The 13736-nt window shown below is 41.8% G+C and carries 13 protein-coding genes; 8 read left to right on the top strand and 5 right to left on the bottom strand.

The features are described from left to right. The first annotated feature begins 88 nt into the window (after window positions 1-88). The 5 genes from AB1A65_RS02250 to AB1A65_RS02230 all read left to right on the top strand — a co-directional run bounded on the left by AB1A65_RS02250 (window position 89) and on the right by AB1A65_RS02230 (window position 3937). Window positions 89-274: a CcoQ/FixQ family Cbb3-type cytochrome c oxidase assembly chaperone gene (locus AB1A65_RS02250; RefSeq protein ID WP_366585190.1), complete on the top strand. Its 186-nt coding sequence runs from the start codon at window positions 89-91 to the stop codon at window positions 272-274. A 4-nt stretch (window positions 275-278) separates the two neighbouring features. After that, window positions 279-1238 carry a cbb3-type cytochrome c oxidase N-terminal domain-containing protein gene (locus AB1A65_RS02245; protein WP_366585188.1) on the top strand — a complete coding sequence of 320 codons (960 nt, stop codon included), beginning with the start codon at window positions 279-281 and terminating at the stop codon, window positions 1236-1238. A 49-nt stretch (window positions 1239-1287) separates the two neighbouring features. Beyond that, window positions 1288-2697, top strand: coding sequence for a cytochrome c oxidase accessory protein CcoG (gene ccoG, locus AB1A65_RS02240; protein WP_366585186.1), 1410 nt, complete (start codon window positions 1288-1290; stop codon window positions 2695-2697). A 79-nt stretch (window positions 2698-2776) separates the two neighbouring features. Continuing rightward, a complete protein-coding gene (locus AB1A65_RS02235; protein WP_366585184.1) occupies window positions 2777-3223 on the top strand; it encodes a FixH family protein in 447 nt (148 codons plus the stop codon). Between the two features lie 3 nt (window positions 3224-3226). After that, a complete protein-coding gene (locus AB1A65_RS02230) occupies window positions 3227-3937 on the top strand; it encodes a sulfite exporter TauE/SafE family protein (RefSeq protein ID WP_366585182.1) in 711 nt (236 codons plus the stop codon). A gap of 183 nt (window positions 3938-4120) precedes the next feature. On the opposite strand, the gene AB1A65_RS02225 is transcribed toward AB1A65_RS02230, so the two are convergent. From AB1A65_RS02225 to AB1A65_RS02215, 3 genes are all read right to left on the bottom strand, one after another. Beyond that, entirely contained in the window at window positions 4121-4942 is an 822-nt protein-coding gene (locus AB1A65_RS02225) for a universal stress protein (protein ID WP_366585180.1), read from the bottom strand. Between the two features lie 17 nt (window positions 4943-4959). Beyond that, window positions 4960-6318, bottom strand: coding sequence for an oxygen-independent coproporphyrinogen III oxidase (hemN, locus tag AB1A65_RS02220; protein WP_366585178.1), 1359 nt, complete (start codon window positions 6316-6318; stop codon window positions 4960-4962). 290 nt (window positions 6319-6608) lie between these two features. Then, a complete protein-coding gene (locus tag AB1A65_RS02215) occupies window positions 6609-7598 on the bottom strand; it encodes an ROK family protein (protein ID WP_366585176.1) in 990 nt (329 codons plus the stop codon). Window positions 7599-7854: 256 nt separating this feature from the next. Between AB1A65_RS02215 and AB1A65_RS02210 the strand changes: the two genes are divergently transcribed. Beyond that, window positions 7855-8484 (top strand): hypothetical protein, encoded by a 630-nt coding sequence (locus AB1A65_RS02210; RefSeq protein WP_366585174.1) that lies wholly within the window; start codon window positions 7855-7857, stop codon window positions 8482-8484. 247 nt (window positions 8485-8731) lie between these two features. Here AB1A65_RS02210 and AB1A65_RS02205 read toward each other — a convergent pair whose 3' ends face one another. Beyond that, on the bottom strand, window positions 8732-10123 hold the full coding sequence (locus tag AB1A65_RS02205) for a sugar porter family MFS transporter (RefSeq protein ID WP_366585172.1): 1392 nt from the start codon (window positions 10121-10123) through the stop codon (window positions 8732-8734). Window positions 10124-10155: 32 nt separating this feature from the next. Next, window positions 10156-11400 (bottom strand): glycosyltransferase N-terminal domain-containing protein, encoded by a 1245-nt coding sequence (locus AB1A65_RS02200; RefSeq protein WP_366585170.1) that lies wholly within the window; start codon window positions 11398-11400, stop codon window positions 10156-10158. 78 nt (window positions 11401-11478) lie between these two features. Here AB1A65_RS02200 and AB1A65_RS02195 point away from each other — a divergent pair, with 78 nt between their 5' ends. Then, window positions 11479-12633 carry a DegT/DnrJ/EryC1/StrS family aminotransferase gene (locus AB1A65_RS02195; RefSeq protein ID WP_366585168.1) on the top strand — a complete coding sequence of 385 codons (1155 nt, stop codon included), beginning with the start codon at window positions 11479-11481 and terminating at the stop codon, window positions 12631-12633. Window positions 12634-12635: 2 nt separating this feature from the next. Further along, on the top strand, window positions 12636-13652 hold the full coding sequence (galE, locus tag AB1A65_RS02190; protein WP_366585166.1) for a UDP-glucose 4-epimerase GalE: 1017 nt from the start codon (window positions 12636-12638) through the stop codon (window positions 13650-13652). The last annotated feature ends 84 nt before the right edge of the window (window positions 13653-13736 follow it).

Below are 13736 nucleotides of genomic sequence, written 5' to 3'. Positions count from 1 at the left end.
CATGAATCAAGAGTCAATAAGCAGGACCAAAATTAAATGACTTTAAAGTCTAATGTCTTCATTCTTGACTCTATAATCTAATACAACCATGTTGAAATTTGTAAAAAACCATATGGAGACCATTGAAGGCGTGGCCAACTACCCCATGATTTCCTTGATGATTTTCTTCATATTCTTCGTGCTTCTTTTTTGGTGGGTTTTTACTGCATCAAAAGCACATATAAAAGAAATGGGCGAATTACCATTGGACAACGATCAACACCACAAACTATAATATTATGAGCACAAAAACACCTTGGTGGATACGCGTACCCGTACTGTTTTTCTTAATCTTCGGATTAATGGAATACTTTGTGGATTCTGGTGATAAACCGGCCATTATAGAATACCCCATTACCCAGTTTTTTATGCTGTTGGTGTTGATGATTCTTATTGCCATAGAACTCATTTTGGGTTCCATTGAGAATATCATGTTCCAAACATTGACTGAAGAAGGCAAGGAAAAGTATTTAAAAGCCAAAAACAAGAAATTCGAATGGACTTGGGCCAAAAACCTTATGAAGCGCCTAACAAGAACGAAACCCATTGAGCGAGAGGAGGAAATCATTATGGACCATAATTACGATGGTATTCGTGAGTTGGACAATGTTCTTCCGCCTTGGTGGGTATACCTTTTCTATGCCACGATTATATTTTCGGTGGTATATCTGGTGCGTTTCCATGTTATTGGTGACTATGACCAAGAACAGGAATACGAACAGGAAGTGGCCGCAGCTCAGACAGCCATTGAGGAGTATAAAAGAACAGCCAAAGATTTGGTGGATGCCAGCACGGTTGAATATTTGTCAGACCCGGCCGACTTGGCTGCAGGGGAGAAGATTTTTGCGGCCAACTGTGTGGTTTGTCACATGGCTGATGGCGGCGGCGGCATTGGCCCAAACCTAACCGATGAATACTGGATTTTGGGTGGAGGCATTAAAAATGTTTTCAGCACCATTTCCGAAGGAGGCAGAGCTGGTAAGGGTATGGTCGCTTGGAAACAGAACTTTAAACCCGCTGAAATTGCGCAAGTTTCCAGTTACGTGATTTCATTGGGAGGAACCACTCCCGCTAATCCAAAGGCACCAGAAGGTGAAATTTGGGTAGACCCCGATGCACCGGATGAGCCAGAGCAAACCGAATTGGAAACCCCGCCTGCGGAGCAGGTTTCAGATTCAACGGAAGTAACCATGAATTAGCCCTTTTGGGGTCGTCTATGGTAGCGTATGAAATGATGATTTAATTTAGATGGAAGAGAATTTTAGGGATTCCATAGGCACGATTACACAAGAAGGAAAGCGAAATTGGATTTTTCCAAAGAAGCCCAGTGGTAGATATTACGACTATCGAAAATATGTGAGCTACGCGCTGTTACTGTTTTTGGTTGCGGCTCCCTTTATAAAAATCAATGGGCATCAATTTTTAATGTTCAATGTGCTGGAACGTCGTTTCAACATCTTTGCACTTCCTTTTTGGCCCCAGGATTTTCATCTTGTGGTCATTTCTATGATCATTGGGGTCATCTTTGTTGCTTTGTTTACCGTAGCCTACGGCCGTATTTTTTGCGGATGGATATGTCCGCAGACCATCTTTTTGGAAATGGTGTTCCGAAGGATAGAATATTGGATTGATGGTGATCGTGGCGCCCAAATGCGTTTGAAAAAAGCACCTTGGAACGGCGAGAAGATTCGAAAACGGGTAACCAAGTGGATCATCTTTTTTATCATCTCCTTTTTGATTGCCAATGTGTTCTTGGCCTATTTGATCGGGAGCGATAAGTTGATTCAATACGTTACCGATGGACCTATGGCACACTTGGGAACCATGGTACCCCTACTGATTTTTACCGCGGTGTTTTATTTCATCTTTGCCTGGTTTCGGGAGCAGGTCTGCATCATTGCCTGCCCTTATGGAAGATTACAAGGTGTGTTGCTGGATGAAAAATCCATCGTTGTGGCCTACGACCATAAACGGGGAGAAGCGGAAAATGGCCGTAAAAAGTTCAGGAAGAATGAAGATAGGGAAGCCTTGGGCTTTGGCGATTGTATTGATTGTTTTCAGTGTGTGAATGTCTGTCCAACCGGAATTGACATCCGTAATGGAACCCAGTTGGAATGTGTGAACTGTACTGCTTGCATTGATGAGTGCGATCACATCATGGATAGCATTGATAAACCCAGAGGGTTGATTCGCTATGCAAGTGAGGCGGAAATTACCAAAAAGGAAAAGTTCAAGTTTACACCCCGAATGAAGGGATACACAGCGGTACTTGCGGTGTTGACCGGAATATTAATAGGAATGTTGTTCCTTAGAAATGAAGTGGAGGCCAATATTTTACGATTGCCCGGGCAATTGTATGAACGAAAAGAAAACAATATCATCAGTAACGTTTACACTTATAAATTGGTGAACAAGACGACCAAGGATATCGAGAATGTGTCCTTTAAGCTGATGTCGCACAAGGGGGAAATCAAAATGGTATCACAAGATCAATTTACGGTTCGTGCTGAGGAACTGATGGAGGGAACTTTATTCATAGAGATAAACAGTTCAGCGTTGACAGGCGACAAGGATAAATTGAAGATTGGGGTGTACAGTGGTGACAAGCTCATAGAAACAACGGCAACACAGTTTTTGGCACCGAGAAGTTATAATTAGATATTGGACAAGAGGTAAGAGACAGCAGTAAAATAGGATGAAAAGAATTATTGACTAATTACACTTAAAACAATAAAAAATGAAAATAAATTGGGGAACAGGAATCGTGTTGGCGTTTATAGGTTTCATCACCTTCATCCTATACTTTGTGTATAGAATGAGTACTGATGATAGGGCCAACCATGATTTGGTGACCGAGGAGTATTACAAAAAGGAGTTGACCTATCAGCAAGATATTGATGCTTCCAAAACCGCAAATGAATTCAACGCAAACTTAAAAGTGGAAAAATCCGAAAAGGGATTGACCATTAGTTTCCCGGAGCGTTTTGAGCCAGAAAAAATTACGGGTATAGTGTCCCTTTATAGACCGTCCAACAAGCATTTGGATACTGACTTTCCTATAAGTTTGTCCAAAACACATTTGCTCATACCTGACAATCGCTTGGTGGGCGGTCGCTGGGACATTACTGTAAAATGGCAATATGAAGGTAAGTCCTTTTTCCACAAAGAAAAATTGGTATACTAGATTATGATGACGTCCGCTTTGGTTCTTGGGTTATTGGGAAGTCTGCACTGCTTGGGCATGTGTGGTCCCATTGCATTTATGCTGCCTTTGGACCATGGAAACACTTTAAAAAAAACAGGCCAACTTTTTATCTATCATGCAGGTCGATTATTAGCCTATGGCATCATTGGGGTACTGTTTGGCTTCTTGGGAAAAGGACTTTCCCTTTTTGGGATGCAGCAAAAGTTGTCCATTGTAATCGGTGTGGTCATGATTGTTTTGGTTTTGATTCCCGCAAAACATTTGAACGGACATCGTTTTTTGAAACCTATTTATTCCATTCTGGGAAAGGTGAAATCCAAATTAGGGGGAGAACTCAAAAAAAAGACAGCTGACGCTTTCTTGACGATTGGCTTTTTGAACGGATTTTTACCCTGTGGATTGGTATATATGGCCTTGTTGGGAGCAATTGCACTGGGCACTCCCTTGCAAGGCGGATTTTACATGATGCTCTTTGGAATGGGGACCATACCCTTAATGTCATTAGCGGCCTTTTCGAAAGGAATGTTCAGTAATTCCATCAAATTTAAAATTCAGAAACTGATTCCCGTATTTGTGGTGCTCATTGGTATTTTGTTCATTGTACGTGGGTTGGGATTGGGTATTCCCTATGTGTCGCCCAAGCCTATGCCTTCGGACTCAGTGACAGCCACCATTGAATGCCATCAACCTTAAATCAGTTTAAAATGTAAACAATAACAATGACCAATCGTTGATTTGTGAAAAATAATTTCAGGAAGGATATTCATCAATTCCGAGGATTCTCTTGGTTGTTACGATAAACTAAAAAGGGGAAGTAGTATGTTCTACTTCCCCTTTTTTGAGTTGCACGAAACCAATCAAAAAAAATGCAACCCATTAAATTTTAAAGGTCATTACCGGAATGTTGGAATGGTTGGCAATATCCTCGCCTATACTGCCCATAAAGAAATGGGACAAACCTTTTCTTCCGTGTGTGGGTATACCGACAAGGTCAGCAGATACTTTGTCACAGTAGTTGAGTACACCTTTTTCAACGGTATAGTCATTATAAATTTCAACTACCAGTCCCAGATGGGCAACATCCAGGAATTTGGAAACTTTCGTGTAGGTATCTTCTGTGCTCAAAAACTCATCTCCAGGCGTGTTCACATATATCAATTGCAATTTGGCCTTGAGCAGTTCGGCCATTTCTATGGCTTTTTTAAGCGCAGGAATGTTTTCCTCTGAAAAATCACAGGCAAACACGAAGTTTTTAGGATTAAACTTGTCTATTCCACCCTTTATGACCAACACAGGGACATCAGAGTTACGGACAACCCTTTCAGTATTGGACCCAATAAAGATTTCTTGGAGTCCATCAGTGCCATGGGAACCCATCACTACGAGGTCGGCGTTGTGCTTTTCGGCCACTTCGTTTACCTCACTGAACACTTTGTAGTGTTTTATAACTGGAACGATTTTGATATCTTTTAAATAGGGTTTGTCCAAAAAGTCGGCAAAGCGTTTTTCACCGATTTTGATCAAATGCACAACTTGTTCTTGGGATACATAGCCGGAATCGCTCATTATTGCTGGTGAAAGTTCCAGCATATGGAGCACCAACAACTCGGCTTTGTTTTCTTTGGCCAAGCCTGCAGCTACTTTTAGTGCGTTTTCAGATTGTTCTGAAAAATCTACCGGTACAATTATACTTTTCATTTGCTTGTTTTTTTAGGTTAAACGGTCATGGAAAATATTCGGGTTTCCGGTTTCTTCCGGAGTAGTTTCAAGTCAAAGGCCATGCTGATGTTTCTCACAAAAGGCCTGCCTTTTTCAGTTACGTAAATCTGATTCCCATCAATTTCTACTAAGCCATCTGATTTCATTTCGGATAGGTTTTGGATGATAGCCTGAAAATCGACGACTTGGGCTTCTCTCTTTTTCCAAGTGGTTTGAAATCGGCACATTAAGTTAAGAATATGCCTTCTTATGATTTCATCCTCTTCATTAAGTATGTGTCCCCTAAAAATAGGAATAACTCCATCCGATACCAAATGTTCGTACTCCTCCAGACTTTTTACATTTTGGGCAAACCCATACCAACTATCGCTTATACTCGATACTCCCAAGCCAATCATTAATTGAGTCTTCGATGCGGTATACCCCATAAAGTTTCTGTGCAGGGTTCCACGGGTCAATGCTATATACAGGTCATCAGTGGGAAGGGCAAAATGGTCCATGCCCACATCGTTGTATCCATAATCCCTAAGCATTCTTTTTCCCATTTCATACTGAGCTTTTTTCTCCACTGAGGAAGGCAAATCAGCTTCTTTATAACCTCGCTGTCCATTACCCTTTAGCCAAGGAACATGGGCGTAACTGTAAAAAGCAATTCGGTCTGGGCGCAAGGCATTGGTCTTTTTAAGGGTTTCCTCCACATGGCAACAATCTTGAAAAGGCAGTCCGTAGATGATGTCGTGCCCAACAGAAGTATAACCAATTTCTTTGGCCCATTCCGTAACGTTTTTCGCATTTTCAAAGGGCTGAATTCGATTTATGGCCCGTTGTACGGTCATGTTGTAGTCTTGCACACCAAAACAGACCCTTCTGAACCCTACATCAAAAAGGGCCTGTAGATGTGCTTTGGTCGTATTGTTCGGATGTCCTTCAAAACTGAATTGTGCATCCTCTGCCTTTTTGCCGTGAAGTAGAATTCCCTCTATCAATAACTGTAAATGTTCTGGTGAGAAAAAGGTTGGCGTTCCCCCACCTAAATGGAGTTCTTTAATAACTGGCTTAGTGCCCAATAAATCAACATATAACTTCCATTCCTTGAGAACACTGTTGATGTACGGAGCCTCCAGATCATGTCTCTTGGTGATGCGTTTGTGGCATCCACAAAAGGTGCACATACTTTCACAAAAGGGCAAATGTATATACAGGCTTATCCCTTCTTTGGGATTTGCCTGAAACGTCTTCAATACTGTCGATTTCCAGGACTTGCCCGAAAAATTTTCCAAATCCCAATACGGAACCGTTGGATAACTGGTGTACCTAGGGCCTGGCACATTATATTTTTGTACTAATCCACACATAGCTCATACCATAATATTATGAGACCAAAATTAGGTAGTGGGCCCAGAATAAAACATGATAATTGTCAGCTGTGTCTCTTGGTCTTGGATAGTTCCATAGTTTTGACCAGACGGGTGTCAACTTTGTGTAGATTGAATGGACCTGGAAGTGATTTTACCAGAGTAACGCGTAGTCGCTCAATATTTATTTTGGTATGCAAAATCAGTTTAATCCAGTTTAAAAAGGATTTTTTTTGAAAACAAGGGGTACTTCACAACGTTTGAATATAGAAAATTGCAGGAAAGTGGTTTTATTGACCAAGGCTGGAAGACGTAATTCCATGCTCTTTTTGATTTTCCCAAATTAATGCAGCGGCACCACAGATGGCAGCTGTTTTACCTTCCATTTCAGAATACATCAATTTTACTTTGCCCTTATAGACTTCTAAAAGGTTGGCGTTGAAATAGCGTTCCAAAGGCTCCATAATCCACTTTCCGCTATTGGTGAGTCCGCCCATTAAAATAAACGCCTCTGGTTGGGTGAAAGCCGTAAAGTTGGCCAAGGCCAAACCCATGATTCTTGCAGTATAATCAAAAGCCTTTAAGGCAATCTCATCGCCCTCTTCGGCAGCCTTGGTAATATCCTCCCCGTGTAGGTCGTTGTACGAGACATCCCTGAACCTACTATCGACCATATATTTGCTCAACATGTACAATATGGTGCGTTTAAGGCCAGTGGCCGATACATAAGCCTCCAATCCACCCCGTACCCCAAGTCCGGTAAGCCTGCCATCTCCCAAAGTCATGTCTACATGGCCCAGTTCGCCGGCAAAACCATCATATCCGTCAATTAATTTGCCATTGGCTACAATACCGGCTCCAAAACCCGTTCCCAAGGTAATTACGATAAAATCGGTCATGTTTTTGGCACCTCCAAAGAGCATTTCACCCAAAGCCGCGGCACTGGCATCGTTCATAATACGCATGGGCATGGGCATCCGTTCCTTTAGTTTTTTAATAATGGGTACGCTTTCTTTCCAGACCAGATTACTGGCATTTTCTATGGTTCCATTCTTGCTGGATGCGTTGGGGGCACCAATACCACATCCCAAAACGTTTACCTCTTTTCCTAACTTTTGTATAAGCCCATCTGACATTTTCTTGATCTGGTCTAAATAGTCGTTCAGATTTGGAAAATCTTTTGTTCTAAAAAAAGTCTGCTCAAGACATTCACCGTTTTGGTCCACCAGTCCTATCTTGGTTTTGGTACCGCCAATATCAACACCTATTACAATGTCCATAGTCAAAGTTGTGTTCTGTTGTTGTTTTTTAAATATAACCATTCTGATTTCAAAAAATAAGCTAAGAGGTACTTAAATAGGGAGATTTTTAAAATGATATAGAAGATATAAACCTGACTTGTGTCATGTTTTAGATGGCTTGGCTACTCTAACTTTGAGATGAAAAGCAAAATCTAGTAATGGGCAGGATGGCAAAAGGGTACATTTCCATGGTTTTTTCGTTATCCCTAGCTATTGAATCCTTAAATTCACCCTTATGAAATCAAGAATACTTACATGGGGCATTTTGCTCCTTCTAGGTTGCTCCTCCACAAAGTTTGTGAGTACCTGGAAAAACCCGGATATCGTGCTTTTTGATGCCCACAAGGTTCTGGTGGTGGGGTTGGCACAGGATGAGAATATTCGCATGGAGTTTGAGACCAAGTTGGTCGACAAGTTGGTAGAAAAAAAGATTGAAGCTATGCGCAGTATTGATGTTTTTGATGTTGAGTTTACATCGGCGCAAAGGTCTGAAGAAGAAATTGCCCAAGTGGAGCAGCAATTATTGGATAAGGATTTTGATGCTATTTTGTTTACCAAGGTGTTGGGGGTTGAAAACAAAAGGACCCTAAAAGAAAAGGTACACAATATTGATAGAATGTTCAAGCGGTTCAGTGCAGACTATTTGGAACATCAAGATATTTACAATGACCCTGAGGCCTACGATTCTTTCAATATCTATCACGTGGAGACTTCGCTCTATTGCATTTGTGATGGTAAGGAAATGGAACTGATTTGGCGGGGAGACCTAGATGTCGCTGAAACGGTTAAGGTGGATAAGACAATTGACACCTACATTAAATTGATTACGGACAAAATGGGGGAACAGGAAATCATCTTTTATTAAGATGACAGTCCTAGCGCTTCCAACACACCTAGAAAATCCAATAAAATACAAACGGGTATCGCAATTAGAATAACGATCAAGACAAAGACCATTATTCGCAAAAACCCAACCATAAGTTTATTCCCAAAAGAAATTTCATCAGACATAATAGTGTAATTTACTCCAATGTACGGAATTATTCAGTTATTGCCCCTAACACCCAATGGGTTATTCGATTAAAGGTTGAATTTTTAGAGTAGCGGTGGAATTAACTTGACTTTCCTTTTTTACTGCTCAACATTTTGCCCAGTTCTTCCAAACTTATCCCTTTGGTTTCGGGCATCATAAAAGTGACCCAAAGCAATTGTAGAACCATCATAAAGGCAAAAAAGATAAAAATAGGCCATGGATTGTCCTTGAAGATTCCTATTTCTGAATCTAAAAAAGTAGGGGTCAATAAAGTGATCAATGCCGCAAATACCCAATGGGTTCCCGTACCCCACGATTGGCCGTAAGACCTAACTTTATTGGGGAAGATTTCTGAAATGAATACCCAAATCACCGCTCCTTGTCCAACGGCATGGGAGGCTATAAATACCAAAATGAAAATAAGCAACAGCACCGAACTTGCTCCTGAATAAAAACACCAACCTACCATGGCCAAACTAATAATATAGCCAATGGAGCCGATGTACATCAATTGTTTTCGGCCTAATTTGTCAATCACGGAAATACCAACAAATGTGAAAATTAGGTTGATGATACCAATGGAAATAGAGCTGAAAAGCGATTCTCCCGTGGCCAATCCGGCACGCTCCAAAATTTCAGGGGCGTAGTAGAGTACAAAATTAATTCCGGAAAGCTGGTTGAAAAATGCAATCAAAAAGGCCAGTATCAAGGCTTTGTTGTACTTGCCCGAAAAAAGGTTGGCCTTGTGTTTTTCAGTAGTATCCTGCAGGGCAATTTTTATTTTGGTGAGATGCACCGTTGCCTGTTCGGTATCAATTCCCAATAGGGTCAATGAACGAATGACCACTGATTCTTCCCTGTTTTTCATTAAAAGCCATCTTGGACTATTCGGAATTTTGAAGACCAATATGGTATAGATCAAAGCGGGTAGGCCTTCAATGCCCAACATCCATCGCCAAGCTACGCTCTCATCAAAGACGACCCCTATTAAATAGTTGGAAATAAAAGCAATTAAAATTCCAAAGACAATATTGAACTGGTACATAGCGGTTAACTTGCCTCGGTTTTCGGCTGTGGATATTTCTGAAATGTACACAGGAGCGGCTACGGACGAAGCGCCAACACCAACCCCGCCAATAAACCTGAAAAATGAAAAGCTATAGGCCTCTGGTGCCAATGCTGAGCCTACCGCTGATGCAAAATAGAGCACTCCAATCCAGAAAAGGGTCTTTTTTCTTCCCAGGCGATCAGTGGGAATTCCACCCAAAAGTGAACCCAAAACAGTGCCCCAAAGCGCCATGGACATGATAAAAATTCCGTGGAAGGTGAAAATGGAATCCCCCAAAAACCAATTGGTGCCCCAAATTTCCTTAATGGGTTGGTTGGCCCCAGAGATGACCACGGTATCAAAACCAAATAAAAAACCCGCTAAGGCAGCGGTCACAGAAATTCTAAAAATACGTTTGTCCATGTTGGCTCAATTTTGCTAAAGCTAACTAAAATTTAGAGAATTTTTTTGATGTGGTCCATCACCAATGAAGTAGCTCCTAAATTATTGGCAATGTAATCTGAGTTGATTTTCCCAGTTTTTGCTATGGATGTTGGGTTGGCCAAAAAGCCGTTCATAATGCTGGTAAAGCTTTCTTGGTTGTGGATGGGAAGGATACCCTTTTGAGCCACAAGGTCTTCCGCCTCTTTAAACCCTTCAAAATGGGGTCCGATGATGACCGGTACACCAAACACTGCAGGCTCCAAGGTATTGTGCAATCCAGTGGCAAAGCCCCCGCCAACATAAGCAACATCGGCATAGCTATAAATCTTGGTCAAAAGCCCAATAGTATCAATAATAAGGACACTAAAAAGAGATACATCTTCACCCTTCAATTGGGTATAGCAGACTGTTTTTTTTGTTAAGGCTTTGGTGATATTCTCAATATGAGTCTGTTTTATTTGATGTGGGGCCAAGACAAATTTGATGGAGTCTGGGGCATCGTTGATGAAATTAATCAAGATTTCCTCGTCTTCCGGCCAAGTGCTGCCGGCCACCAAGCAGAAACGATCTTCTTTAAATTTCGACATGAAATCCAGATGGTTGTCCTGCTTCAAAATTTCAGAAACCCGATCAAAACGTGTATCGCCACTAACGGTACTGTTTTTAAGACCAATAGATTCCAACAGTGTTTTTGAGCCTTCATCCTGTACGAAGAAATGGGAAAAGGCTTGCAAACTGTTACGCATAAAACCGCCAAATGGTTTAAAATAAATCTGTTTTTTGGAAAAACGACCAGATACCAGTAGGGTGGGGATGTTTCTTTGCTTTAAGCGGTTAAGGTAGTTGGGCCATATTTCGTATTTGATGAAGATGGCCAATTTGGGGTTAATGGTTTCCAAGAAATGTGCTACGTTGGATAGTGTGTCCATGGGGAGGTATACTACCACATCGGCAGCGGATGTATTTTTCTTCACTTCATATCCTGATGGAGAAAAAAACGTTAGTACGATTTTGTGCTCGGGATAGGCAGATTTTAAACGTTCAAGAATGGGAAGTCCCTGTTCAAATTCACCCAACGAGGCCACGTGCATCCAAATGGATTTGCTGCCCGAGGGAAGTTTGGTTTTCAGCTCGGAAAAGGTTTTTTTTCTGCCCGAGACAAACAGGTTTATCTTGGGGTTGAATAAGGCAATCACATGTAAGCCATACCAAGATAGCTTTATCAGAATCGTGTAGACAAAACGCAGCAACATCATATTTCGCTAAAATACATTTTTCGGCAATAGGGCATTATGGCATCTTTATTTCTTAATTTTGCAGCATAATTAATTCGGATGAAAAAAATACAGATGGTTGACCTAAAAGGTCAATATGAAGGTATAAAAAACGAGGTCAATGACTCCATTGCAGAGATTTTGGATTCTTCAGCATTCATCAACGGTCCCCATGTGCACGCTTTTCAAAGCGAGTTGGAGGAATACTTGGGTGTAAAACATGTGATTCCGTGTGCGAATGGCACGGATGCCCTTCAAATTTGTATGATGGGGCTTGGTTTACAGCCCGGAGATGAGGTGATCACCGCTGATTTTACCTTCGCGGCCACGGTCGAGGTCATTGCGTTGTTGAACTTGACCCCGGTTTTGGTAGATGTGGAACCCGATACATTTAATATAGACATAAAGGCCATTGAAAAGGCGATAACCCCAAAGACCAAGGCTATTGTTCCGATTCACTTGTTTGGGCAATGCGCCAATATGGATGCCATTATGGAACTGGCCGAAAAGCACAACCTCTATGTCATTGAGGACAATGCCCAGGCTATAGGTGCCACCTATACCTCTGTGGATGGCAAGAAACAAAAGGCAGGAACCATTGGTCACGTAGCATCAACCTCATTTTTTCCATCAAAGAATTTGGGCTGTTATGGTGATGGCGGGGCTATTTTCACCAATGATGATGATTTGGCCCATACCATTCGTGGTATGGTAAACCATGGGATGTACAAAAGATACTATCATGATGTGGTCGGTGTGAATTCACGTTTAGATTCTATTCAGGCTGCTGTTTTACGGGCAAAACTCCCCAAATTGGATATGTACAACAAGAAGCGTTGGGAGTCAGCAGCAAAATATAGTAAGGCTTTTGAAGGGCAAGCCCATATTGTGGCGCCTAAAATTACCTGCGTCTGTGAAGGTGGAAAGGCCTCCTGCGATTGTCATGTTTTTCACCAATATACCCTTAAGATAACCAATGGCAAACGGGATGGGTTGGTGCAACATTTACAAGATAACAACGTTCCTTGTGGAGTATATTATCCCGTTCCTTTGCACAAACAAAAGGCATATACGGACGAGCGTTACAATGAAGAGGATTTTCCAGTTACCAATCAATTGGTGGAAGAGGTGATTTCCCTACCCATGCACACGGAGTTGGATGATGAACAGATTCAATTTATTGCCAATTTGGTCATTGATTTTGTAAACAAATAAGAATGAAAATACTCGTAACTGGTGGTTTGGGTTTTATCGGTTCCCATACCGTTGTTGAATTACAAAATAAAGGTTTTGAAGTGGTTGTGGTGGACAATCTCTCCAACGCATCCATTGATGTCTTGGATGGCATTGAAAACATAACAGGAAAAAGACCCATTTTTGAAGAATTTGATTTACGGGATAAACCCAAAGTCGAAGCGTTTTTCCAAAAGCACAGTGATGTTGCTGGTGTCATCCATTTTGCGGCCTCAAAAGCCGTTGGGGAAAGTGTGGAAAAACCGCTTCTTTACTATGAGAACAATCTTGGGGTGCTGGTATACCTGCTTCAAGAGTTGACAAAAAAAGAAAATGCCAATTTTATATTCAGTTCGTCATGCACCGTCTACGGCCAGGCCGATGAACTCCCCATTACCGAAAATGCACCTGTGAAGCCTGCTGAATCACCTTACGGAAACACAAAACAAGTGGGTGAGGAAATTATTCGGGATACGTGTAAAGTAACCCCAAATGTAAAGGCCATTGCCCTGCGATATTTCAATCCGATAGGAGCCCATTCCAGTGGCGAAATAGGAGAACTTCCGTTGGGTGTTCCCCAGAATCTGGTGCCTTTTATCACCCAGGCAGGCATTGGGTTGCGTGACCAATTATCTGTTTTTGGTGATGATTACCCTACCGCAGACGGAACCTGTATTCGGGATTATATCCATGTAGTGGATTTGGCCAAAGCCCACGTTAAGGCATTGCAGCGTCTGCTCAATGGTGAGAATGATGGAAATTATGAGGTCTTTAACCTAGGAACGGGAACCGGTAGCTCAGTTATGGAGGTTATCCAAAGTTTTGAACGTGTTTCTGGTCAAAAATTGAACTATAAAGTAGTCGGTAGAAGGGAAGGTGATGTTGTACAAGCGTATGCTGATACCACGAAGGCCAATAGAGTTCTGGGCTGGAAAGCGGAATCTACCCTGGACGAAGCCATGATGTCCGCTTGGGAGTGGGAGAAGAAGGTGAGGCGTTGACCTTGGCCTCAATTTTTGGAGTAGACCGAATTTTAACAATAACGAATGGATACGTGAAGTTTTATCCGATCCTTTGGGGTAGGT

Origin of the sequence: Allomuricauda sp. ANG21, assembly GCF_040705235.1 — a bacterium.
GTDB lineage: Bacteria > Bacteroidota > Bacteroidia > Flavobacteriales > Flavobacteriaceae > Flagellimonas > Flagellimonas marina.
This window is presented reverse-complemented; position numbering and strand designations above follow the sequence as displayed.

What these genes read in the sequence shown, in the direction of transcription:
- hemN (WP_366585178.1), bottom strand. Translation starts at nt 6,318, where the DNA reads ATGTGTGGATTAGTACAAAAATATAATGTGCCAGGCCCTAGGTACACC.
- AB1A65_RS02225 (WP_366585180.1), bottom strand. Translation starts at nt 4,942, where the DNA reads ATGAAAAGTATAATTGTACCGGTAGATTTTTCAGAACAATCTGAAAAC.
- AB1A65_RS02200 (WP_366585170.1), bottom strand. Translation starts at nt 11,400, where the DNA reads ATGATGTTGCTGCGTTTTGTCTACACGATTCTGATAAAGCTATCTTGG.
- ccoG (WP_366585186.1), top strand. Translation starts at nt 1,288, where the DNA reads ATGGAAGAGAATTTTAGGGATTCCATAGGCACGATTACACAAGAAGGA.
- AB1A65_RS02235 (WP_366585184.1), top strand. Translation starts at nt 2,777, where the DNA reads ATGAAAATAAATTGGGGAACAGGAATCGTGTTGGCGTTTATAGGTTTC.
- AB1A65_RS02195 (WP_366585168.1), top strand. Translation starts at nt 11,479, where the DNA reads ATGAAAAAAATACAGATGGTTGACCTAAAAGGTCAATATGAAGGTATA.
- AB1A65_RS02245 (WP_366585188.1), top strand. Translation starts at nt 279, where the DNA reads ATGAGCACAAAAACACCTTGGTGGATACGCGTACCCGTACTGTTTTTC.
- AB1A65_RS02205 (WP_366585172.1), bottom strand. Translation starts at nt 10,123, where the DNA reads ATGGACAAACGTATTTTTAGAATTTCTGTGACCGCTGCCTTAGCGGGT.
- AB1A65_RS02215 (WP_366585176.1), bottom strand. Translation starts at nt 7,598, where the DNA reads ATGGACATTGTAATAGGTGTTGATATTGGCGGTACCAAAACCAAGATA.
- AB1A65_RS02250 (WP_366585190.1), top strand. Translation starts at nt 89, where the DNA reads ATGTTGAAATTTGTAAAAAACCATATGGAGACCATTGAAGGCGTGGCC.
- galE (WP_366585166.1), top strand. Translation starts at nt 12,636, where the DNA reads ATGAAAATACTCGTAACTGGTGGTTTGGGTTTTATCGGTTCCCATACC.
- AB1A65_RS02210 (WP_366585174.1), top strand. Translation starts at nt 7,855, where the DNA reads ATGAAATCAAGAATACTTACATGGGGCATTTTGCTCCTTCTAGGTTGC.
- AB1A65_RS02230 (WP_366585182.1), top strand. Translation starts at nt 3,227, where the DNA reads ATGATGACGTCCGCTTTGGTTCTTGGGTTATTGGGAAGTCTGCACTGC.